Below are 19507 nucleotides of genomic sequence, written 5' to 3' on the forward strand. Positions count from 1 at the left end.
GCTGATTTCATCAGCTTTTACAGCCCTACTCAACTGTGCGGAGGTGGGACGACGAAATCGAATTCTAACGAATTACCGATTTCTGTCCCACTCTCTTTTCTATTGGTTCTGAGGAGATGGAGCATCTGGCGTGCTTGCTTCTGTTACAGCTGTGCTTGCAGGCTCTGTTTCTGTCTCAGTTGTGGCAGGCTTGCTTCCTTCTGAAGCTGCTGCTTCTTTTTCTACCGGAGTTTCTGTAGGGACAGGCGTTTCAGTTGGGGTAACTGGTTTGCTCACTTCGCCTGCAGATGGCGCAGCTGCCAACTCTGCCTGGAAGGCTTGGATGGCCTGTAGTAAGGCTGCTTTATCACTCTTTGGATTAGCCAATTGGTCAAAGAGAGCTTCCAAGCGATCAAATACAGCATCACTAGCTCCCTTGTCCTGCAATTGTTGGTGCAAGGCCATCAACTGGTTATAGAGCTGTTGATAAAGAGCGACATCCCCAATTTGAGGCTCTTCCGTTTGCTTTTGTTTTTGCTTTTCAATGCTATCACTGATTTCGCGTAGAAGTGCTTCCCCACTTGAAATAGCCTTGTCTGGATCCGATTCATTTCCAAGTTGAGCCAAGCCTGCTTCAAGTGCAGTTCGTTTGCCTTGGTCTTCGACTTGTGGCAAGAGCGACTGGATTTGCTCTAAGAGAGCTGTCAAAATCTTGTTCTGTTGACGGGCTTCTGTCGCCTTATCCAACTCTCCATACAAGCCTTTGAGGAAATCATAAACCGCTAAGTTGTAGGATGGGGCTTGACTTCCTTTTTGATCCAAAACTGTTTTTTCAATAGGATAGGTTTGGCCTTTTTCTTGGGAGAAGAGCTGGTCAATAGCTTGCTTGGTTTGGTAGAGTTCCATAAAGTGAGACTTGGAATCCCAGGCTTCTTCAAAGGCTTGAGCTCGGTAGAGCTTCAAGGCTAGATCTGCTACCTTAGTGCGGAGTTCTGGTGTCAAGCGCGCATCACTCAAGCTTTGGTAGAAATACTTGAGGTAGTCGACCGAGGTCACACCCGTCCGATCTTGCATCTCCTGAACAGCTTCTAATAGCTTCCCTTCCTGCTCTAGACGCTTGCTGTCCTTGGCAGCATAGGCTTCCTGCAGTTGAGAGACCAACTCTTCCTTCTTCAATTGGAAGGCTTCTATATCTAGCAAGCGCACTTGTTCCAGCAACTCTTGGTAACGACGATCTAGGGCTGTCTCTTCCTTTGGTTTGACCGCTTGAGTCGCATGAATGTACTGCGCATCAACCTGTTTGAGACTGGCTAGGTAGCCTTCCGTCGAGTTGCTTGGGAAACTCTTGACGTTTTCCAAGAAGTGGCCCAAGATCAGCTCAATCCGTCGTTGCTGCAATGGATCAGAAGCATAGAGACTGCGACTTTCTGCTAAGAGCTGGTTGACCTTGTCCTCTACTGCTTTTTTGTCCAAGTCTCCTTTTTTATAAGGCGATTGGATGGTTGGAAGACGGTGGGCTAAGTAGTCTGCTAGACCTGCTGAGCGCACCTTGATGTAGTGGTTATGATCGCCATGCGGGATGACAAACTGACCATTTTCAATCTGAAGGCTATAAGGAGAAATCCCTGAACGAAGCGCTGTTGCATAGAGTTCATTGATAAAGTCTAGTTCAGGATTGCCAGTTTCAAGTGGGATACGGACATGTTCCTTCCGAACGGCATAAGGATGGATGTGGGTCGGATCGTATTCTTGGTCTGGATTGTTAAAGACAAAGAAACCATTGGAAATCTTAATGGCCTCACGAGGGACACCATAGGTCTTACTGATGTACTGGATCTTTTCCTCATCTGAGGCATCACGAGAATAGGTCGCAACATCATCTGTCAGGGGCTGACCCTTGTCCTCTTCTTTCTTACCAGCTAGAGTTGCCTCTGCTGCTGCAATCTCTTGAGGAGAAAGGTCCTTTCTATAGAAATAATGGGCATGGTTGCCATGAGCGACCATATAGCCTTCCTCATCCTTGCTGATGACCTTGTCTGCGTGGAAACCATGATCGTGCTCCTCTTCGTGCTCGTGACTGTCGCCATGCTCATGATCATGCTCATGTTCAACTGGTCTTGTGCTTGGATTTGAAGGCAAGCTTGGACTTACTTCTATTGAACTACCAGTTCCTTGAGCACGAAGCAATTGGAATTGCCGCGCCAACTCACGCTCTAAAGGAGATAGGGAGCTGTATGGGATAAAGTGGAAATGATCCCCATGAGGGTAGACAATCCCTTGATCGGTCCACTTGGTAATCTTACTTGGATCAAAGACAGAACCATCAGATTCCACATGACGAGAAGACAACGGGGCTTTCTGCAATTCTTCGATCAAGTTGGTCAGGGTCGGACTCGGTATGGAAGTAGCTGGTTTAGAAGTCGTTGGGGTTGTCTGTGTATTGCTTGGACTGGATGACGGCTGGTTGCTCGCTTGCTTCCCAAGGCTTGGAGAGGCTTGATCCGGAGTTCCTTGCTCTGTACTTGCTCCAGCTAGGTGTGAACTTCCAGCCTGATGGCCGGCTTGACCGCCTAATACCGAAAGTGCTGCTGCTAACTCGCCAGCGGATAAGGCACTCTTTGGAATATAATGGAAATGGCCACCATGGGGCACAATAAAGCCATCCCCTGTATCTGAAATGACATCTCCAGGGCTAAAGACATAACCATCGTCCGTACGGTAGCCACCACCTGTATGGTTCTTAGCCGTCAGCATCTCAAGAGTCTTTCCTTCTTTCAGCGCTTGACTAGGTTGACGGAAGTCACGGGTCTTGCCTGCCTTGTGCGAGGAGCTCGCTTGCACCGATCCCGCCTCTCCTTCTTCTTTAGCGCCTCCTTTTTGCTGTTGAGCGATCTCTTCGATTGAGCGCACATTAACCGTATGTTGGGCATCCTTTAAGTAGAGATTGTATTTCCCAGCGCGTTTGATAATATAGCCATCCTTGACCTTGCTCACGATATCCGCTTCTTGCAGCTGATAAGTTGGATCCCGCAAAATCAACTCTTCACTAAAGATGGCATCAAATGGGACCTTGCCGCTGTAGTAATGAAAATGATCCCCATGAGAAGTGACAAAGCCTTCATCTGTAATCTTGATGACAATCTGCTCTGCCTGGGTCTTTTCCTTGGCATTGACCGCTTCGATGCTGTCTTCCTTTTTGCTGGTGGCAGACGATGACGATTTCTTGTCCGCTTGCAAATACTGAATCTGATTCTTTTTCTCTTCCTTGACTTGTGGTTGCTGACTGAGCGCATAGGCACAGAGTCCTAGCCCCAAGGTCGCTACCAATCCAATCGTTCCCTTTTTCTTCATTCTTGATTTACTCCTCTAATTCCTTGGCCAAAGTCGCCATATTTTCTTCTAAATTTTCTAATAGATCCTTATCGTTTTGTGGATCGGCTTCCAGTGGATCCAGGACCTTGACACGCGCCCCTGTTGCCTTGGCGATACTATCTGCCACTTTTGACGACGTGTGCTTTTCCACAAAGATCGTTTTCACCTTGTAGTCTTTGACAAACTGCTGGATCTCGGCCAATTGCCGAGCAGTCGGTTCTTGCTCTGGGGAAATCCCTGCAATCCCTAACTGATTGAGACCAAAGCGTTTGGCCAGATAAGAAAAGGCTGTATGTTGGGTCACAAAAGTCTTTTGCTTGGCCTTGTCAAAGAGAGGCTGGTAGTGGGCTACCAGGTCCTCACAGCGCTTTTCAAGCTTTTGAGCATTGGCCTGATAGCGCTCCTTGTTCTTTGGATCGATCTCTCCCAAGCGCTGGGCGATGATCTTTCCTTCCTCTGCGATTTTTACAGGATCCAACCAAGTATGCGGATCATACAAGTGCTTGGCTTCTTTTCCCTGACCAGCCTCAACATCCTCTAATCCAGCCACCTTATCAAGGGTCATTCCTTGGCTACCTTCGATCACTCGCAATTTGGAACCTTGTAGGTTAGGATCTAAGCGACCGGCCCAAGATTCCAGAGTCTGAGAATGATAGACAAATACATCCGCATCATAGATCTGGGCCACTTCCTTGGTTGAGGGTTCATAATCATGGATCCCTGCACCTGACTGAACCATCCAGATGTCATTTTGATCGCCAGAGATTTCCTTGACCAGGGCATAAATAGGATAAAAACTCGTGACAATTTTAAGACCTTTTTTAGAAGGGTGCTTGCCCGCATTTCCTTGACTTCCACAAGCTGTCAGCAGAAAGAAACCGAGAAACAAAAGTCCCAGAACCTTCATTCTTCTCCTATTCATCCTTCACCTCTTTTTTATTTTTATTAACCAGTTCATTAATTAGTTAATTAACTAGTTAATGATACTGCTAATCATTTGCTTTGTCAAGCCTTTTTTACATTTTTTTCCTTTTAATGCTAGAAACTAACAGTTTCCTAGACTCCACAAGCCTTCCTTGCATTAAAAAAGAGAGTGGGACAGAAATCGGTAATTCGTTAGAATTCGATTTCGTCGTCCCACCTCCGCACAGTTGAGTAGGGCTGTAAAAGCTGATGAAATCAGCGTAGTAGAGCCCACTCAACCACTGCGTCTTGCTCGACAATCCAAAAATAATTGAGAGGCTAGGACTTTTGTCCCCAGCCTCTTTCCCAACCTTATTCTTCTTCTGGGTAAACCAAGCCCCAGTCTTTGCGGAGTTGAGTCATGAGGTCCATGACATCGCGACTGTAATTGAGGTAGGTATGATCATCCTCTCCTGCAACAGCTGCTTCCATATCGAGGACCTCATACTGGAGGGCTTTAGCGGTTTCTCCTGCTTCGATCACTTCTTGTGAACCATCTTCCGTATAGGTGATAACCGCTTTTTGCCCACGCGGGTATTCGTAGAGTTCGATATAGCCCTTGTCATAAGCGATTGTCCCACGTTTCGGTTGTTTGGCGTGAAGACTCAGCGTCACCGTCGCCATTTCCCCTTCACGATTCGTAAGGAGAATACCCGCTTGTTCATCAACACCAGTCGGAGCTAATTTAACCTGTGAAACCATCTCTGTCGGCTGTGAGGTCATAAACCAACGCACGAAAGACAAAGCGTAGACACCGATATCCAGTAGAGCCCCACCTGCCAGATTGCGATTGAAAAAGCGGTTGGTCATGTCGTATTCTTTATAGGAACCGAAGTTCATCTGGATGACCTTGAGAGGCCCCAGCTTGCCACTTGCCACAATTTCAGAGAGTTTCCGATAAATAGGCATATGGAAAATGGTCATAGCTTCTGCCGGTTTGACATGGTTTTCTTCAGCAAGCTTTATCGCTTCTGCCAATTCCTCACTGTTGAGAGTGATGGACTTTTCACAGAGCACGTGTTTGCCAGTTGCGAGGGCCTTACGAAGATACTGGATATGAGTATTGTGAGGCGTTGAGATATAGATGATATCCACTTCAGGATCCTCAAAGACTTGGTCAATCTCTTTATAAACCTTTTCGATCCCGTATTTCTCAGCGAAGGCTAGCCCCTTGTCATAAGTACGATTGGCAACGGAATAGAGTTTCCCACCAAGCGCTTCAAGGGCTTGCGCCAATTCATTGGCAATGACGCCTGTTCCAAGACTAGCCCACTTATAGTTGATGTAATGCCCCATGGTTTAATCTCCTTTTTTATTGACGGTAGAAATATTGATCAGCCGGGTAGTTGCCTGCAGATTGAGTGACCACTAGACGTGGCTTGCTGGTATCAGACTGGTCTCCATCTGGATTTTGGAAACCAATTTTCAGAAGTCCAATCGCAGCACCAGTCTCACCCATCTTCATCTCAACATAAGGGATCTTGCTCTTCTTATCCGAGTCCGCAACAGCCTTGAGGCTGCCTTGACCCTTAACTTTTCCGTCTGCTTGGATGACGATTTCAGCTCCCTTGCCATTGCGCCAGGTTCCAGCTAAGCTTGAGAAGTCGCCTCCGTTAATGGCCGCAATATCCAAGTCTTTCTCTTTTTTCGGTTGCGGATAAGCTTTCCACCACTCTAGATGGTAATCACGGTAGGCCACGTCGCCAAAGAGAATCCGACGTTCTTGGGAAGCTACTCCGTCAGGACCTGTCACACCCGCTGGGATCAAGTACAAGGTTTGCTCTTGCCCTTGGATCGCAGTCGCATTGGCCCCAGTGAAATAAACTTCATAATAGCCTTTTCGCTTCTTAGGCTCTTTTTCTTTATTGAGCAGGTAACTTGCCCGAGTGCCTCCGCTCCAGAAAGTCCAGCCAGTCTCCCCATTTACAATACTTGGAAAGGCATTGGTCTTGTTTTGGTAATACTCTTCTGGAGTATAGCCATAAAGTTTAAAACCGGAATCTGCGATTTCCTTTTCATAGGTATCATTGGAATAAGCACCTTCAAACGGTGAGAGATTGCCATCAAGGACGACATCATTTGGATCTGTCGATTTAAAAAAATCCTCCCGATTGGCAAAAACCATCTCGTGGTCAGGATTTTTATCAGACATGGTGACCGTAATCAAAGGTTTCTTGTCTGTCTTGTATTTGAAGACACGAACAGTGACTGTAAAGTCTGTATTGCCATCGGACTTTTTCATCTTGCCTGTCGAAACTTTATTAGACCCTTCGACCTTCCAATCCGTACTAAATTCAGCGGATACCTTGCCGTCAGCCGTTTGGTAATCGATCTTCCAGGCCTTGCCCTTTTTCTCGATTTTGGCTTCATCCCGTTCATTAGAGACATAGTCACCACTCAAGTCAATAGCTTTTTCCTTTGGCTTGGTGACCTTCTTGCTGGTCTGCTTAAATTCCTTTTGATGGTCTGGTTGGATGTTGGAACTAGAGTAGAGATAGACTCCTCCGATCAGAACAGCTGCTCCGACCAGCCCCAAAATCGGCCCCAGGTATTTTTTCTTCCACTTAAGATTCATTTTACTACCTCCATGGAATAAGATCTTTACACTAGTATACCCTAAATCGAAAGTATAGTAAAATTCCCCTCTATGTAGTGGTTTCCCAGGTTTGAACTGACTAGTTTGAGTAGAAAATACCTGTTTCTCAAAAATAATATTTTGTTTATCATTATTTTTTTATCGTTTTTCGATACTTTTTTATTGACTAATTTTTTATAAGGAGTATACTATAAGTGAAAAATAAATAAACTTCAAGGAGGCTTGCGATGAAAAACTCAAAAACCTTAAAAAATGTCATTGAAGTCTTAACGGCTTTCATTTACTTCTGTGGCTTTATGACCCTGGCTGCACTGGTCGTCCACCTGCTTTCACGGATGGGAGTGTTTAAAGATCTCATTCAAACTGGACGCTTGTCCTTTGATGTGAATGGCATCCAGCTCTTCCCCAAACATCCGCAACCTCTCTGGCAGTTGCTCTTCCCACTAGCCTCAAGCGCTATCTATATTTACCTTCTCATCACCATTCGCAGCTTCCTCCAAAATCTCTACCAAGAAAAGATCTTTTCTCACTCCAACATTGATCTTTGCAACCGAGCTTGGAAGATTCTCTTGGTCTTGTCCTTTATGTCTGGCACACTTGAAACCAGTGGAAATGCTTATCTCCTTCCCTTCACTTTCCAATTTACCTTTAACACAGGGCTTCTCCTTGCCGTTCCAATCGTCTGGGTCTCTGGCAAGATTTTAGAGAGAGGTATTGAGATTGCTGAAGAAAATGAGCTAACCATTTAAGGAGGGTGCCATGATTATCGTCAATCTAGATGTCATGCTGGCCAAGCGGAAAATGAAATCCAATGAGCTAGCCGATAAAATCGGCATCACGACAGCTAACCTCTCCATTCTCAAAACCGGTAAGGCCAAAGCTATCCGCTTCACCACCCTTGAAGCCATTTGCAAAGAACTCGACTGCCAGCCAGGAGATATCCTGGAATACCGGCCAGATGAATAGGACATGTATTAAGAAATGTAATTGGAGACTTTCCTTATCGACACAAGAAAAGCACTCCCGCGGGAGTGCTTGAGAGCATAGACAATCTGCTCTTCCTTACAAATCAAATAAATTCTATAAAAATTAAAAAATTTATTCGTAAGAATTATTCAATCATCTACTGAAACTTTCCGCCGTGAGAAAAGTGCTAGAAACACAATTGTTTCTAGCACTCGGGAGTTTTGGAACCTAGGGTCCAAAACTAAGTCATGGAACTTCTTCGAAGTTCGCTGACGTCCGTACTCACCTAAGGAAAGTTTTTTAGATGATTTTTTCTTTGTCTATCGTTTAGCCGATGATGCTTCCATTTGGTACAGATGGATCAACAGTTAAGACTGTTAATTGATCTCCGTGTTCTGCGGAAAGGATCATACCTTGGCTGACATATTTCTTCATCATCTTCCGTGGTTTGAGGTTGGCCACGATTTGGAGTTTCTTGCCGACCAATTCTTGTTCATTTGGATAGAATTTCGCGATACCAGAGAGGATTTGACGGTCTTCGCCATCTCCTGCATCTAGGCGGAAGCGAAGCAATTTATCTGATCCTTCGACACGTTCCACTTCTTTGACTTCTGCTACACGGATTTCAACCTTGTCAAAATCTTCAAATTTGATCTCATCTTTTTCAGACTTGAGTTCCACTTCTTCTGGAATCCATTCTTTTTCTTGTGGTTTTCCAGCAGTCATTTGAGATTGGATGTAGGCAATTTCTTCTTCCATGTCGAGACGTGGGAAGATTGGAGTTCCTTTGGCAACCACTGTGACATTTTCAGGGAAGCCTGCTAGGGTCAAGTTTTCAAGATCGAAGTCCAAGCCCAAGCCAAGTTGTTCCATGATGGCATTTGAGGTGTTCATCATGAATGGTTGGATCAAGTGAGCCACGACACGAAGGCTAGCTGCCAAGTGAGCCATGACTGCTGCCAAGTGTTCCTTGTCGCCATCTTCTTTAGCGAGGACCCAAGGAGCTGTCTCATCAATGTATTTGTTGGTCCGAGAGATGATGTTCCATACGGCTTCCAAAGCGCGTGGGTAATCAACTGCATTCATTTGCTTGTGGTATTCAGCGATGTTTTCTTTAACCACCTTAGCCAAATCAGCATCAAATGCAGTGACATTTTCGACATAAGCTGGAACTTGGCCACCAAAGTATTTATTGATCATGGCTACCGTCCGGTTGAGGAGGTTTCCAAGGTCATTAGCCAATTCATAGTTGATGCGAGCCACGTAGTCTTCTGGTGTGAAAGTCCCATCAGAACCAACTGGCAAACTACGCATGAGGTAGTAACGAAGTGGATCCAAGCCGAATCGTTCCACCAACATTTCTGGGTAGATGACATTCCCTTTAGACTTAGACATCTTGCCGTCTTTCATGACAAACCAACCATGGGCAATCAAGCGTTCTGGTAATTTGATATCCAACATCATAAGAAGGATTGGCCAGTAGATGGAGTGGAAACGAAGGATGTCTTTTCCGACCATGTGGAAGACGGTTCCGTTCCAGAACTTATCAAAGTTTTCATGATCTTCTTGACCATAACCAAGAGCTGTCACGTAGTTGAGAAGGGCATCAATCCATACATAGACCACGTGTTTTGGATTAGATGGAACTGGAACTCCCCAAGTAAAGGTTGTCCGAGATACCGCCAAATCTTCCAAACCTGGCTCGATGAAGTTTTTCAACATTTCATTGAGACGGCCGTCTGGCGTGATGAAATCAGGTTGGGATTTGAAAAATTCAACCAAACGGTCTTGGTATTTGCTGAGGCGAAGGAAGTAAGATTCTTCGGAGACCCATTCTACTTCGTGGCCTGATGGGGCTACCCCACCGATGACCTTGCCATTCTCATCACGGAATACCTCAGCCAATTGGCTTTCTGTAAAGAACTCTTCATCAGAGACTGAATACCAGCCAGAGTACTCACCCAGGTAGATGTCGTCTTGCGCAAGCAAGCGTTCAAAGACCTGAGCCACTACTTTTTCATGGTAGTCGTCTGTCGTACGGATGAATTTATCATATGAGATATCAAGTAATTGCCAGAGTTCTTTCACTCCAACGGCCATCCCATCTACGTAAGCTTGTGGCGTAATCCCAGCTTCTTCTGCTTTTTGCTGGATCTTTTGACCGTGCTCATCGAGACCAGTCAGGTAGAAGACATCGTAGTTCATCATGCGTTTGTAACGCGCCAAAACGTCACAGGCGATCGTTGTATAAGCTGAACCAATATGCAATTTACCAGATGGGTAATAGATAGGGGTTGTGATGTAGAATGATTTTGTCATTTTCTTTTCCTTTCAGGGCTAATGGAACCCAATTTAGTAACACTCTATTATAACATTTTTAGGAGACCCTGAAAACCCAAAACCAGCTAGGATCTAAGGAAGACAAGCAAAAAAGCTGACCGAAGTCAGCTTTTTTTATGGATAACAAATTATGTTATCTTACTTACCAAGATAGTATTCTTTTACAACGTTCAATTTTTCGTCAAATTCGAATACCAATGGTGGGAAGTTAGGGATTTCCACATCCATGATTTCGTCATCTGACAATTGTTTGATGTGTTTAACAAGAGCACGGATTGAGTTACCGTGTGCTCCTACGAATACGTTTTTACCGTCTTTAAGAGCTGGAGCGATTTTATCTTCCCAGAATGGAAGGGCACGTTCCAAAGTAACTTTCAAGTTTTCAGCATCTGGAATCACTGAATCGTCAAGTGAAGCATAACGACGGTCAGTGTGTGCTGAGTGTTCATCATCACGGTCCATTGCAGGAGGCAATACATCGTAAGAACGACGCCAGATGTGAACTTGTTCATCACCAAATTGTTCAGCAGCTTCTGCTTTGTTTTTACCAGTCAAACCACCGTAGTGACGTTCGTTCAAGCGCCATGATTTTTCAACTGGAACCCACAATTGGTCAGAAGCTTCAAGAGCCAAGTTAGTAGTTTTGATCGCACGTTTCAATACTGAAGTGTAAGCTTGGTCAAATTCGATACCAGCTTCTTTGATCAATTTACCAGCGTCGATCGCTTGTTGTGTACCTTTTTCAGACAAATCAACATCAGCCCAACCAGTGAAAAGGTTAGCTTTGTTCCATTCAGACTCACCGTGGCGAGCAAAAACCAATTTTACCATTAGATGGATCTCCTTTTTATTCTCCGAGGTTTCCCCCGTTTATCTATTCTATTCTACTAGATTTTCAGTGAAAAATCTAGTGGCGACCATAGAAAAGTGCAATTTCTCACAAAAAAGAGCCTGACGGCTCTGGTTTCTCTCACATTAATTTTTCTGACAGTCGGGGCAAATACCATAGACCGTCATCTGGGTCTTGGTGATCTGGTAACCACTTTGACTCGCTGCTTCTTCGCGAAGATCTGGTACTTCGATGTCCACATCTGCGATACGGCCACATTTTTCACACACCACATTCAAATGGTCATGCCCCATGAAATCAAAATAGGTCGTGGTATCATTGCGAACCTTGATCTCAGAGACAACCCCCTCATCAATTAAAACCTTGATATTGTTGTAGACAGTTGCTAGACTCATGCTTGGAAACTGAGGCAATAAATCACGATAGATCTTCTCAGCGCTTGGATGTTCATGACTCGCCACTAAATAGGAAAGAACTGCTCTGCGGGTATCGGTAATCCGAATGCCCTTGGCACGTAAATTTTGCAAGACTTCTTCCACGCGCTCTTCTTCATGACGATGCAATGCGTTCACTATGATCCCCCCTTTCCAATATGATTTAATCGATTCGTTACCCTTATTATATCATGTTTCAAAATAAATCACTATTTAGAATGCTTTTAATTAAAAAAAATGTCCAGTGGACATTTTTTTCACGAGCCTAAAATGGAAAAGCGAGTTTATGTCCAGGGGACATTGATTCACGAGCCTGAAATAGATTCATCTACTCTCAACCGATCCAACTGGTCATCCAGCGCACGGTTCCTAGGATCATTTTGACCACGAGTATCATAAAGCAAAATTCCAGTACAAGCCACAGCCCTTTCAATAGAAACAAAATAGGTCGGATAAACAACAAGGCAAAGAGGCCTAAAATGAATCTCATGGTCTTTTCTCTCTTTCTTTTTTCCTATTATACCCTTATCCTATAGAGCTGTCCAACAAAAAAACCACCCTAGAAATCTAGGATGGCTTTTCAAAATGCAATTATTTAACTGCTTCTTTAAGAGCTTTACCAGCTTTGAATGCTGGAACTTTAGAAGCTGCGATTTTGATTTCTTTACCAGTTTGTGGGTTGCGACCTTTACGAGCTGCACGTTCACGAACTTCGAAGTTACCGAAACCGATCAATTGAACTTTTTCACCTTTTGAAAGGTATTCTGAAACTGCTGCGAATACAGCATCAACAGCTGCTGCTGAATCTTTTTTAGTCAATTCTGTAGCTTCTGCCACTTTTGCGATCAAATCTTGTTTGTTAGCCATTTAACAAATCCTCCAAATTTTTTTAGGCTTTACGCCTTAACAGTATTATAATATCTAAAAAAAGCCTTTAGGTCAAGTACTAAACCTGTTTTTTCAAACATTTATTCAGCTTATTCGTAGCGCACCAAAACTGCAAATGCATTCTCACCTGTATGGGTTTGAATAATCGATCCAGTTTCGAGAACTGGGATTGCTTTTTCAACGAGCGATTGCAACTGAGCCTTCATTTCATTAGCCCATTCTGGTGTCCCTGCGTAAGAAATCCCGATCTCAGCCACCTTACTATGGGAAAGTTTCTCTACCAATTCATCCAACCATTTCTTAAAGGTCTTGTTTCCACGTCCCTTGACGATTGGTTCTAATTGATGGTCCTTCATTTCCATCACCACACGGATGTTAAGAAGCGAGCTCAAAAGTCCGGTAACACGACCAATCCGACCACCTTTAACTAGATTTTCCAAGGTAGATACGCCAATGTACAATTCAGTTTTTTCTTTGACTTCTTCGATACGAGCTAAAATAGTGTCTAGATCTGCTCCTTCTTTAGCCAACTTAGCTGCCTCAACCACTTGAAACTTCATGGCTTGGTCTGTAAAGCCACTATCAATCACAGTTACTTCTGCTCCTGACAAGGTTGCCCCTTGGCGAGCTGCCTCTACTGTTCCTGACAAGGCATGGGACATATGAATCGAAACAATATGATCTCCGTCTGCTGCTAGGTTTTCATAAATCTCCGCAAAGACTCCAACAGGTGGTTGGCTGGTCTTTGGAAGATTTTTACTAGACTGCATTAAGCGCAAGAAGTCCCCTTCACCCAACTCACTGTCAGAATAAAGGACTCCATCTACCATAACAGAAAGTGGCACAATGGTGATGCCATATTCTTTAACCACTTCAGGCTCAATTGTAATAGATGAGTCTGTAACTATTTTAATATTTGCCATATATTTCTATACTCTTCCTAAGAATGTTTTGCTTTCATTATATCAAAAAACACGGGGTTTTGCAGTGAAAGATAACCATTCCTGCTCCCTCAGTCGTCTGTAGCAGAAAAACCTGTATTGTGAAGGACATGGTCATGGACGATGCCTTGATCATCCAAGAGCAATCCATGGAGGACTCCACCATAGACTGCGCCTCCATCAACGCCCATCTTCTGCTCTGAAATCCAAAGATTTTCAGTACCGACCGGCTCATTAAGCAGTCCATAGACCGGTGTATGGCCAAAGACGATCCATTTGCCTGTATGATTCTCCGCTTCATGGAATGGTTTTCGGATCCAGACTTTTTGGTAATCACTGGTTTCTCGCCAATTTTCAAGGGTTAGATCCACACCAGCATGGACAAAATAATAGGTTTCTGTCTCATAGTCAAAGGGCAGACTGCGGATGAAGGCCACCAAGTCAGGGACGGTACTCTCTACTGCTTGCGCATCCGCAATGCCATCTACAGGAGCATCGAGTGGCCGGCCTAACAGAGAGTTGATGGTCGTATCGCCACCATTTCTTCGGTAGTGATCATAACGCTCTTCTGGATTGTCCAACCAGGCTAAAAACATGTACTCGTGATTCCCGGAAAGGCAAACAGCTCCGTGGTGGTCTACGTAGTCTTTTACGATTTCAATCGATCGTTTGCTGTTTTCGCCTCGATCTATCAAATCTCCTAAAAAGACCAATTGGGCTTTTCCATCCCACTCTGTCATGAGCTCTTCTAGCATTTGTGCTTTTCCGTGAATATCTCCGACTACAAAGTATGTTGACATTGTTTCAAACCTTCTTTCTCTTAACGCTTGAGAAGTTGCTCTGCTTGTTGACGGGCAGCTTCCGTTAGATCCTCTCCTGCCAGCATCTTGGCAATTTCTTCGATTCGTTCTTCTCTATTGAGCAAACGCACAGTAGATACAGTTGAGTGTTCATCACTGATTTTCTCAATATAGAATTGATAATCTGCTGCAGCGATGACTTGAGGCAGGTGAGAAATAGCAAGCACCTGGCCATTTTGACCAATCTTATGAATTTTCGCTGCGATAGCTTGGGCCACGCGCCCAGAGACTCCTGTATCCACCTCGTCAAAGACGATACTGGTTTTTCCTTCTTTTCGAGAAAAAGCCGACTTAATGGCCAACATCAAACGTGACAATTCTCCGCCGGATGCTACCTTGACAAGGGGTTTAAAGTCCTCACCTGGGTTGGTCGAAATGTAAAATTCGACAGCTTCATTTCCCTCACGATTAAACTTAGCCTTACTAAAACGCACTTGAAAACGCGCCTTGTCCATGTAGAGGTCTGCCAATTCTTGCTGGATTTCATTTTCCAAAGCTTGGGCCAAAGCATGCCGCTGATCACTCAAGTCTTGAGCCAAGGTGACCAAACTCTTTTCCAAACGTTTGAGTTCTTTTTCCAAGTCTTCAGACGAGAGGTCACTGCCGGTGAGGAGACTATATTCTTTGGTGATTTGCGCCAGGTATTCCAAGACGTCCTTGACTTGGCCACCATACTTGCGCGTGATGGAGTGGATCAAATCTAAACGCGATTCCACCTGCATGAGGCGATTGCCATCAAACTCCAGACCATCTACCACATCTTCTAAGCGCTTGGTAATATCCTCAAGGGCATAGAAGGTTTCAGATAGCTGGCTTGAGAGCTCTTTGTAGCTGGGATCATATTCTTCAATGCTTTCCAGATCATTCATGGCTGAGCGAACATTGGAGAGGCTCGAAAACTCTTCTGCATCCAGCATAGTATAGGCGTTGGTTAGGGTATCTGCAATCATCTTGTGGTTGAGCAGGCGTTGGCGTTCTTGCTCCAGACGCAGGTCCTCATCCACTTCCAAGGCAGCTGCCTCAATCTCTGCAATTTGAAACTCCAACATCTCAATACGGGCCTTGTTTTCCTGCTGGTTGCGCTGAAGTTCCACTACTTGTTTGCGCAGACGTTTGTAATCTTCAAAGGTTTGACGATAAGCATCTTTGGTTTGGAAAAAGGCTGCATCCCCAAATTCATCCAGCATAGCGATATGCAATTGGGGCCGCATGAGTTCTTCCTGATCATGCTGGCCATGGATATCCACCAAATGTTGACCGACTGCCTTTAAGACAGATAAATTCACCATCTGACCATTGATCCGGCTGACACTTCGTCCATTTTGCAGGATCTCTCGACGAATGATCAATTCATCGGTCCACTCTAGTCCTTGCTCTTCAAAGAGAGCTGTCAGGTGGCGATTGCTCTCAACGGTGAAGAGCCCTTCGATTTCCGCTTTTGGGGCTCCGTGTCGAATGACATCCGTCGTTGCACGGCTTCCCAGCATCATGTTCATGGCATCGATAATGATGGATTTCCCTGCACCTGTTTCCCCTGTCAGTACCGTCATTCCCTTTTCAAAATTTAAGGAAATCTCTTCGATAATGGCAAAGTTCTTAATCGAAATTTCTAATAGCATAGGCTCTTACCACCCAAAGATTGATTTGAGGATATTCTCTGCTTCTGGAGCTGAATAGGCGATCAGTAAGATCGTATCATCATCTGCAACAATACTAAAGATATGCTCCTTATAAATCTCCCGCAAGCGACGTTTGACTAAAGGCGCTGTCCCTGGAACCATGGTGAAATTGACATATTCTCCCATGCGACGATGAGACAAAATATTGCTTTCGATCATCCCGATCCCTTGGTGGTGCTTACGTGGCAATTCATAGACATAGGTCATGTCTTTCAGAGGGCGTTTTACGATGCCCAATTCTTTGATATCCCGTGACACCGTCGCTTGGGTTGCTGAGATGCCTTCTTCTTTCAAATGTTCGACGATCTCTTCTTGCGTCCCCACTTCATGATCGCGAATGAAACGACGAATTTTTTCTAATCTGATATTCTTACTCTTCATGTTTAAATTCCTTGTGTGCCAGCTCCACAACAGCCTCCAGTTGCTCTGTAGTTGGCTTTGTTTTCTCTTCTTTTTTTTCTAGATACATCAAAAATTCGATGTTGCCATGGCCTCCTTGGATAGGGGAATAAGCCACTCCCATTACCGCAAAGCCATGTGTCCCTGCAAATGCAGCGACCTTTTCAAGAACGGCTAAATGAATCTTAGGATCCTTAATGATCCCATTTTTTCCGATCTGCTCGCGTCCTGCCTCAAACTGAGGTTTAACTAGCGCAACCACTTGTCCATTTTCTGCCAAAATCCGATGAAGAGCTGGCAGAATCAAGTCCAAGGAAATAAAGCTGACATCGATACTCGCAAAGCTCGGTGTCGCTTCAAAATCATCTGGTTGGGCATAGCGGAAATTGAACTGTTCCATAGAGACTACCCGAGGATCATTGCGCAATTTCCAGGCCAACTGATTGGTCCCGACATCCACCGAAAAGACCTGGCTGGCTCCATTTTGCAACATGACATCTGTAAAGCCACCTGTAGAAGCTCCAATATCAATCGCAATTTTATTCTCCACAGTTAAGCCAAATTGGTTCAAGGCTTTTTCTAATTTGAGTCCGCCGCGGCTGACATACTTGAGCTTTTCACCCTTTAATTTCAACTCGGTCGCTTCATCAATTTTTTCACCCGGTTTATCAAAGCGCTCACCATTGATAACGGCAACGACAAGGCCTGCCATCACCCCTCTTTTGGCTTGTTCGCGGGTATCAAATAGGCCTTGTTTATAGGCTAATACATCCACTCTTTCCTTAGCCATCTATTCGTAATCCTTCTATTAATTTCTTGATTGCTTGCGGATCAAAGTCGCAAGCAGCTGTAATCTGATCCAACAAGTCCTCGCAAACGTCTAATTCGCTTGTAAGCAAAGCTTTTGATTCTTCCAATCCCAAGAGGGCTGGATAGGTCGATTTTTCTGCCACTAAGTCCTTTTGAGGAGTCTTACCTAGAGCTTCAAAATCAGCGACCAAATCCAAAATATCATCCCGTACTTGAAAAGCCAGCCCTAATTTTTTCCCGATTGTTTCCAAGAGCTGACCAATGTCTGCTGGCAATTCTAAAATCGAGGTTGCTGCGATGAATGGATAGGCAAGGAGTCGTCCTGTCTTATTAGCATGGATGGTCTGCAACTCTGCTAGTGTGAGCTGTTTGTGCTCCCCTTCCATATCAAGGACTTGGCCAGCTACCATTCCGCGACTACCGGAAGCATCTGATAACTCAAGGATCAAAGAGACCTTGACCGCATCTGAAAGGTCACTCGCGGCTATCATTCCAAAGGGATCGAGGAAAAGTGCATCTCCTGCTAAAATCGCCAAGTCTTCTCCAAATTTCTTGTGGTTGGTCAATTGGCCCCGACGGTAATCGTCATTGTCCATGGCCGGTAGATCATCATGAATAAGGCTCCCTGTGTGGATCATCTCCAAAGCCCCTGCCACCTGAAAATGAGCCTCTGTCAACTCCTGTCCGAAGGCTTCTAACAATTCTAGAAGAAGCATTGGGCGCAGACGTTTTCCACCTGCCTGGATCGAATAAAGGACCGAGTCCACTAAATGGGGGGCGATGGATTTTTCCTCATAAAAAGAGCGAATCGCTTGCTCTACTCTATTTCTTTTTTCTTCTTGTCTCATGCTAGATCCGCTTCAGTACCATCTGCTTGCATGACCTTGACCAAGGTTTTCTCTGCTTGATCCAAGGTATCTTGCAATTCTTTTGACAACTTCATTCCTTTTTGGAATTCTGTAATCGCTTCTTCAAGAGCCACATCACCACTCTCCAATTTTTGGACGATGGCTTCCAAATCTGCTAAATTTTCTTCAAATTTCTTTTCTTTCGACATGTTTTACCTCTACTTCTAACTGGCCATCTCTCATGATGAGGGACAGCGGGTCTCCTTCTTTTACTTTCGCAACCGAATCCAAGACTTGATCGTCTTGCTTGACCATGGCATAGCCACGCGCAATAATCCGACTGGTATCCAGCATCAAGAGGGCTTCTGATAAACCTTGCACCTTGACCTTTTGCTCTTTTAGGACTTGTTCCATTCGACTGGTTAAGATCCTCTTATCTTGGAGAACACGGTCTTGATAACGCTCGATACGATGCAATGGAGACATAGCTTCTAAGCGATGACGCAGACCTTGTAGCTGATTGGCCCCTTGTCCATAAGCATCCCGCATCCCTTGTTTCAAGCGCAATTGCAACTGGTCAATCTTTTGCAGGTAGCCATCATAGAGTCTTTCAGGCTGTCTAAAAATAACCGATTGACTTAATTTGGCCAAACGTTCTCGATTATAGGCCAAACGATTGGACATGGCTGTTGCCATGCGATTCTCCTGCTTTTGTAAATGCGACAAGAGATCTAATTTCGTCACCGGAGTGGCTAATTCAGCTGCTGCCGTCGGAGTAGCGGCTCGTCGGTCCGCTACAAAATCTGCTAGAGTCGTGTCTGTCTCATGTCCCACACTGGAAATAATGGGAATTCTAGACTCAAAAATAGCCCGCACAACTGGCTCTTCATTAAAGGCCCAGAGGTCTTCAATCGAACCACCCCCACGACCGATGATCAAGACATCTAGGTCCGTCCGAGCATTGGCTTTCTGGATATTAGCAACCACCTCACTTGCAGCGCCTTCTCCCTGGACCTTGGTCGGGTAGAGCACGATGTCCACACCAGGAAAACGACGGCTCACCGTTGTGATAATATCGCGAATCACGGCCCCACTTTGACTAGTGACCACCCCGATCTTTCTTGGGAATTGCGGTAGAGCTTGCTTCCACCGATCCTGAAAAAGCCCTTCTTCGGTCAACTTTTTCTTGAGTTGCTCAAATTGGATGGCTAAGGCCCCTACCCCATCTGGCTCCGCCTTTTCGATGACAATGGAATAACTCCCACTTGGTTCATAAAGCTGAATCCGTCCAATGACGTTGATCTTCATGCCTTCTTCTAGCTCAAAGCCAAAACTCTTATAGATCCCAGCCCAAACAGTCGCCTGAATCACAGCCTTTTCATCCTTTAGAGAGAAATACTGGTGATTGGGACGCTTCCGAAAATTCGAGACCTGACCTGTCAAATAGACCCGCTCCAAATAGGGGTCCTTATCAAATTTTAACTTGAGGTATTTGGTCAGACTGGATACGGATAAATAGTTGGACATAGGAACTCCTTTCTACAGAATATGATCAAGTTTAATTATACCAAAAAACACCAAA

Annotated in this window: 18 protein-coding genes; 2 read left to right on the forward strand and 16 right to left on the reverse strand. The window is 44.8% G+C overall.

From position 1 onward, the window contains the following. Positions 1 to 99: 99 nt before the first annotated feature. From AC6IZR_RS07845 to AC6IZR_RS07860, 4 genes are all read right to left on the reverse strand, one after another. Positions 100 to 3330, reverse strand: coding sequence for a pneumococcal-type histidine triad protein (locus AC6IZR_RS07845; RefSeq protein ID WP_497848399.1), 3231 nt, complete (start codon positions 3328 to 3330; stop codon positions 100 to 102). A 7-nt stretch (positions 3331 to 3337) separates the two neighbouring features. Next, entirely contained in the window at positions 3338 to 4273 is a 936-nt protein-coding gene (locus AC6IZR_RS07850) for a metal ABC transporter solute-binding protein, Zn/Mn family (RefSeq protein WP_497848400.1), read from the reverse strand. 353 nt (positions 4274 to 4626) lie between these two features. Continuing rightward, entirely contained in the window at positions 4627 to 5610 is a 984-nt protein-coding gene (locus AC6IZR_RS07855) for a Gfo/Idh/MocA family protein (protein ID WP_497848401.1), read from the reverse strand. Positions 5611 to 5626: 16 nt separating this feature from the next. Continuing rightward, positions 5627 to 6889: a DUF6287 domain-containing protein gene (locus AC6IZR_RS07860; protein ID WP_497848402.1), complete on the reverse strand. Its 1263-nt coding sequence runs from the start codon at positions 6887 to 6889 to the stop codon at positions 5627 to 5629. Positions 6890 to 7137: 248 nt separating this feature from the next. Between AC6IZR_RS07860 and AC6IZR_RS07865 the strand changes: the two genes are divergently transcribed. After that, positions 7138 to 7659 carry a DUF2975 domain-containing protein gene (locus AC6IZR_RS07865; RefSeq protein ID WP_049472929.1) on the forward strand — a complete coding sequence of 174 codons (522 nt, stop codon included), beginning with the start codon at positions 7138 to 7140 and terminating at the stop codon, positions 7657 to 7659. A 10-nt stretch (positions 7660 to 7669) separates the two neighbouring features. After that, positions 7670 to 7876 carry a helix-turn-helix domain-containing protein gene (locus tag AC6IZR_RS07870; RefSeq protein ID WP_003006064.1) on the forward strand — a complete coding sequence of 69 codons (207 nt, stop codon included), beginning with the start codon at positions 7670 to 7672 and terminating at the stop codon, positions 7874 to 7876. A gap of 327 nt (positions 7877 to 8203) precedes the next feature. Here the strand turns inward: AC6IZR_RS07870 and metG are convergent, their stop codons facing one another. The 12 genes from metG to xseA all read right to left on the reverse strand — a co-directional run bounded on the left by metG (position 8204) and on the right by xseA (position 19452). Further along, complete coding sequence (gene metG, locus AC6IZR_RS07875; RefSeq protein WP_497848403.1) at positions 8204 to 10195, reverse strand: methionine--tRNA ligase; 1992 nt, start codon at positions 10193 to 10195, stop codon at positions 8204 to 8206. A gap of 159 nt (positions 10196 to 10354) precedes the next feature. Next, positions 10355 to 11047, reverse strand: coding sequence for a phosphoglycerate mutase (locus tag AC6IZR_RS07880; RefSeq protein ID WP_003012031.1), 693 nt, complete (start codon positions 11045 to 11047; stop codon positions 10355 to 10357). 144 nt (positions 11048 to 11191) lie between these two features. Next, positions 11192 to 11638, reverse strand: coding sequence for a Fur family transcriptional regulator (locus AC6IZR_RS07885; RefSeq protein WP_003006041.1), 447 nt, complete (start codon positions 11636 to 11638; stop codon positions 11192 to 11194). 453 nt (positions 11639 to 12091) lie between these two features. Next, the gene (locus AC6IZR_RS07890) at positions 12092 to 12367 is read right to left on the reverse strand and encodes an HU family DNA-binding protein (protein WP_003006038.1); all 276 of its coding nucleotides are present in this window, start codon (positions 12365 to 12367) and stop codon (positions 12092 to 12094) included. 110 nt (positions 12368 to 12477) lie between these two features. Then, positions 12478 to 13311 (reverse strand): DegV family protein, encoded by an 834-nt coding sequence (locus AC6IZR_RS07895; RefSeq protein WP_497848404.1) that lies wholly within the window; start codon positions 13309 to 13311, stop codon positions 12478 to 12480. An 89-nt stretch (positions 13312 to 13400) separates the two neighbouring features. Continuing rightward, positions 13401 to 14129, reverse strand: coding sequence for a metallophosphoesterase (locus tag AC6IZR_RS07900; protein ID WP_497848405.1), 729 nt, complete (start codon positions 14127 to 14129; stop codon positions 13401 to 13403). A 20-nt stretch (positions 14130 to 14149) separates the two neighbouring features. Beyond that, positions 14150 to 15808 carry a DNA repair protein RecN gene (recN, locus tag AC6IZR_RS07905; RefSeq protein WP_049506966.1) on the reverse strand — a complete coding sequence of 553 codons (1659 nt, stop codon included), beginning with the start codon at positions 15806 to 15808 and terminating at the stop codon, positions 14150 to 14152. A 6-nt stretch (positions 15809 to 15814) separates the two neighbouring features. Beyond that, positions 15815 to 16249 carry an arginine repressor gene (locus AC6IZR_RS07910; protein ID WP_003006022.1) on the reverse strand — a complete coding sequence of 145 codons (435 nt, stop codon included), beginning with the start codon at positions 16247 to 16249 and terminating at the stop codon, positions 15815 to 15817. Beyond that, a complete protein-coding gene (locus AC6IZR_RS07915) occupies positions 16239 to 17057 on the reverse strand; it encodes a TlyA family RNA methyltransferase (protein ID WP_497848406.1) in 819 nt (272 codons plus the stop codon). The genes AC6IZR_RS07910 and AC6IZR_RS07915 overlap by 11 nt, the downstream gene beginning before the upstream one ends. Continuing rightward, positions 17050 to 17925: a polyprenyl synthetase family protein gene (locus AC6IZR_RS07920; protein WP_497848407.1), complete on the reverse strand. Its 876-nt coding sequence runs from the start codon at positions 17923 to 17925 to the stop codon at positions 17050 to 17052. The genes AC6IZR_RS07915 and AC6IZR_RS07920 overlap by 8 nt, the downstream gene beginning before the upstream one ends. Then, positions 17922 to 18134: an exodeoxyribonuclease VII small subunit gene (locus AC6IZR_RS07925; protein WP_003006013.1), complete on the reverse strand. Its 213-nt coding sequence runs from the start codon at positions 18132 to 18134 to the stop codon at positions 17922 to 17924. Before AC6IZR_RS07925 ends, AC6IZR_RS07920 begins: the two co-directional genes overlap by 4 nt. Next, on the reverse strand, positions 18112 to 19452 hold the full coding sequence (xseA, locus tag AC6IZR_RS07930; RefSeq protein WP_373106254.1) for an exodeoxyribonuclease VII large subunit: 1341 nt from the start codon (positions 19450 to 19452) through the stop codon (positions 18112 to 18114). Before xseA ends, AC6IZR_RS07925 begins: the two co-directional genes overlap by 23 nt. Positions 19453 to 19507: the final 55 nt, after the last annotated feature.

The sequence above is a fragment of the Streptococcus mobilis genome, assembly GCF_059727625.1.

What these genes read in the sequence shown, in the direction of transcription:
- AC6IZR_RS07910 (WP_003006022.1), bottom strand. Translation starts at nt 16,249, where the DNA reads ATGAAGAGTAAGAATATCAGATTAGAAAAAATTCGTCGTTTCATTCGC.
- AC6IZR_RS07880 (WP_003012031.1), bottom strand. Translation starts at nt 11,047, where the DNA reads ATGGTAAAATTGGTTTTTGCTCGCCACGGTGAGTCTGAATGGAACAAA.
- AC6IZR_RS07850 (WP_497848400.1), bottom strand. Translation starts at nt 4,273, where the DNA reads ATGAATAGGAGAAGAATGAAGGTTCTGGGACTTTTGTTTCTCGGTTTC.
- AC6IZR_RS07870 (WP_003006064.1), top strand. Translation starts at nt 7,670, where the DNA reads ATGATTATCGTCAATCTAGATGTCATGCTGGCCAAGCGGAAAATGAAA.
- AC6IZR_RS07890 (WP_003006038.1), bottom strand. Translation starts at nt 12,367, where the DNA reads ATGGCTAACAAACAAGATTTGATCGCAAAAGTGGCAGAAGCTACAGAA.
- AC6IZR_RS07915 (WP_497848406.1), bottom strand. Translation starts at nt 17,057, where the DNA reads ATGGCTAAGGAAAGAGTGGATGTATTAGCCTATAAACAAGGCCTATTT.
- recN (WP_049506966.1), bottom strand. Translation starts at nt 15,808, where the DNA reads ATGCTATTAGAAATTTCGATTAAGAACTTTGCCATTATCGAAGAGATT.
- AC6IZR_RS07855 (WP_497848401.1), bottom strand. Translation starts at nt 5,610, where the DNA reads ATGGGGCATTACATCAACTATAAGTGGGCTAGTCTTGGAACAGGCGTC.
- AC6IZR_RS07860 (WP_497848402.1), bottom strand. Translation starts at nt 6,889, where the DNA reads ATGAATCTTAAGTGGAAGAAAAAATACCTGGGGCCGATTTTGGGGCTG.
- metG (WP_497848403.1), bottom strand. Translation starts at nt 10,195, where the DNA reads ATGACAAAATCATTCTACATCACAACCCCTATCTATTACCCATCTGGT.
- AC6IZR_RS07865 (WP_049472929.1), top strand. Translation starts at nt 7,138, where the DNA reads ATGAAAAACTCAAAAACCTTAAAAAATGTCATTGAAGTCTTAACGGCT.
- AC6IZR_RS07895 (WP_497848404.1), bottom strand. Translation starts at nt 13,311, where the DNA reads ATGGCAAATATTAAAATAGTTACAGACTCATCTATTACAATTGAGCCT.
- AC6IZR_RS07845 (WP_497848399.1), bottom strand. Translation starts at nt 3,330, where the DNA reads ATGAAGAAAAAGGGAACGATTGGATTGGTAGCGACCTTGGGGCTAGGA.
- xseA (WP_373106254.1), bottom strand. Translation starts at nt 19,452, where the DNA reads ATGTCCAACTATTTATCCGTATCCAGTCTGACCAAATACCTCAAGTTA.
- AC6IZR_RS07920 (WP_497848407.1), bottom strand. Translation starts at nt 17,925, where the DNA reads ATGAGACAAGAAGAAAAAAGAAATAGAGTAGAGCAAGCGATTCGCTCT.
- AC6IZR_RS07925 (WP_003006013.1), bottom strand. Translation starts at nt 18,134, where the DNA reads ATGTCGAAAGAAAAGAAATTTGAAGAAAATTTAGCAGATTTGGAAGCC.
- AC6IZR_RS07900 (WP_497848405.1), bottom strand. Translation starts at nt 14,129, where the DNA reads ATGTCAACATACTTTGTAGTCGGAGATATTCACGGAAAAGCACAAATG.